Genomic DNA, 2,430 nt, shown 5'->3' with positions numbered 1-2,430 from the left:
TACCAATTACCGTATAGGAATCGGGTCCTGCATACCGTACAACTGCATAAAAGTTTCCATTATTATTTGCAGGGTCAATTTCAAATTCTACCTCCGTATTTTTAAGTTCCGGCGAGTTCTCATCGATTACCAGTTTTGTACCACTTGCAGGTACCTGAAGTTTTCCATCCCCCTGAGTCAATGTGCCCGTCCCGCTTTTAACCGTAAACCCGTCGATACTATCTTTTGAAAAATCCTTTTGGTATAATCCATCAGTGCCCTCCGGTCCACTCAGGTCAGCTGTGGATACGGACTTTTTCTCATCAGCGCCCCCTGCTGCGTTTGCCGGCATAACCGGCTGAACCGCCAGACAGGTACATAAAAACACCGGCAGAATCTTTTTCCATAACTGCTTCTTCTTCATACATTTACCTTCCTTTCCAATCATCTTTTTTGTTTTCTTAGCTCCTCCGAAACAATACTCTTGTTATATTACCTCCTTCTGAAATACTCAACATTGCACTTCCATCACCTCTGACTTTGATTTTCATCTTTATTCTTGGTTATTTAGTACAGTATTTGGCTTTTTTTTTAATTATTTTTACATATAATTCCATTATATGCGAAAGTAAAGCCCATGTATTTGTACATATACTTATACTTTTTACACAATACGCATATTCACATTAAAGAGGGGCACCTTTCTGAGAAGGTGCCCCTGGCCTGTATTAATCTATATTTCAAAAAACAGCACGGGGTTTGTCAAGTCTTGCTCCGCTTTCCATTCCCCATAATCTTCGCAAACACAATCCCTGTCAGAGTAGAAACGCAGGTCGCCACGATTGCAGCCCCCACGATCGAAGTTGGATTCGTACTCCCATACTGACTCCGGTATGCAATAATGTTTACCGGTATCAGCTGAAGTGAAGAAATATTTAAAATCAAAAATGTACACATAGATTTACTGGCGACAGGTTTATGATGATTCAATTCTCCCAGTTCTTCCATCGCCTTTAACCCCGCCGGTGTAGCCGCCCATCCAAGACCCAGAAAATTCGCTATAAAATTTGTGGTAATATGCTCATTTGCTTTATGATCCTTGGGAATCTCAGGAAACATAAAATGAACAAAGGGCCTGATTTTCTTAGACAGACTCTTAATCAAACCGGCCTCAGAAGCTATCTCCATAATCCCCACCCAGAGCGACATCACTCCTACCATAGTAATGCAAAGCGTTACCGCCTCCTTCGATGAAGTAAGAGCCGCATCTGTAATTTCCTGCATTCTTCCGGTAAACGCACCATAAATAATTCCTATTACAATCATTCCACCCCAGATATAATTCATATATACCCCCAATCAGTTCGTACTGCAGACCATTTTTTCAATGATACACTCTCTTGGCTTAATATATGAAACAAGTTCTTTTTTCATGACATTTTAGATTCGTAATTATCGTTGATCAATTTTAAAGATCACCACTTTTCTCAGAATATCTGCCTACCTAAAAATACTCCGGATGCAGCAATCAAGTACACCGCCCCATAATACAAGGACATAATCGCATACCGGTAAATTTTTTCTTTCCTCTTATGGATCAGCCGGAAGCCCAGGATGCAGTCGGAACATACAAAAAAAATGTCGCCCACAGCAGCCATTACGCCACTCATTCCTCCCTTTGCAATCAGAACTGTAATTCCCATGGATGCCATAACGCTTAAAGCCGCCATATAGAGAAACGCCGGGATTTTCATTCTGGACAAACCCGGAATTTCTTTGCGGAATCCATAGATTATTCCCGCATAAATCAATATAAAAATAATGATTGTAATCCATTCTGCCCCGCCATCCATTGCAAATGCCATTATAAAGCAAACATGGGCTAAGCCAAACGCAGAGGCTCCGGCTATAAAATATATCTCCAGTAAAACATCCGCAGTCATACAAAGCAACGTTCCCATAAAGATAAGCCAGTTAACCGCTTCCCCTTGGCAGAAAACGCCATAAATAGCCAATATCACAGGCATAAAAGTTGCTGACGCCTTTAAAGCCAGTGCTTTCATGCCAATTTTATCCGCCCGGCGGCAATATGCACTTCCAAAACAAACGGTCAAAATGAAAGTCACCAGCAATATCGTCCTATCATTTTCTAACAGTAATCTCATCTGCAAACCCTCCCTGCCACTTCGGTTACAAAAACCTGTTAAAAATCCCTTTCATCAGCCTGCATATCCATACTTTTCCCGGCTGCATCTCCATACCTGCTTAAGCAGCATTTCCATATGCCAGCCGTTTCCATTTCGCCTGTCGGAAGCGGATCACATAAACCAATCCTCTGGTGCACTCGTCCAGTGCCATAGCAATCCATACCCCTTCGAGCCCCCAGCCAAATGTTATGCCAAATACGTAAGCCATACCAAAAGCAATCAGCCACTCTCCTGTAATCCCGGC

3 protein-coding genes and 1 pseudogene are annotated in these 2,430 nt (G+C 42.1%); all 4 read right to left on the bottom strand.

Features of this window, described 5'->3' with window-relative positions:
- The coding region (locus tag RHS_RS29080) for a hypothetical protein (protein WP_395023654.1) at positions 1 to 403 on the bottom strand (403 nt) is incomplete at its 3' end.
- 338 nt (positions 404 to 741) lie between these two features.
- A complete protein-coding gene (locus RHS_RS29075) occupies positions 742 to 1,326 on the bottom strand; it encodes a nucleoside recognition domain-containing protein (RefSeq protein WP_027295486.1) in 585 nt (194 codons plus the stop codon).
- 140 nt (positions 1,327 to 1,466) lie between these two features.
- Positions 1,467 to 2,144: a lysoplasmalogenase family protein gene (locus RHS_RS29070; RefSeq protein ID WP_047835177.1), complete on the bottom strand. Its 678-nt coding sequence runs from the start codon at positions 2,142 to 2,144 to the stop codon at positions 1,467 to 1,469.
- Between the two features lie 100 nt (positions 2,145 to 2,244).
- Positions 2,245 to 2,430 (bottom strand): annotated as a pseudogene (locus RHS_RS29065) (hypothetical protein); the annotation flags it as partial.

It is taken from the genome of Robinsoniella sp. RHS (assembly GCF_001029355.1).
GTDB classification, from domain to species: Bacteria; Bacillota; Clostridia; order Lachnospirales; family Lachnospiraceae; genus Robinsoniella; species Robinsoniella peoriensis.
This window is presented reverse-complemented; position numbering and strand designations above follow the sequence as displayed.

Excerpts from the sequence above, each read along its gene's own strand:
- RHS_RS29075 (WP_027295486.1), bottom strand. The coding sequence starts at position 1,326 with ATGAATTATATCTGGGGTGGAATGATTGTAATAGGAATTATTTATGGT.
- RHS_RS29070 (WP_047835177.1), bottom strand. The coding sequence starts at position 2,144 with ATGAGATTACTGTTAGAAAATGATAGGACGATATTGCTGGTGACTTTC.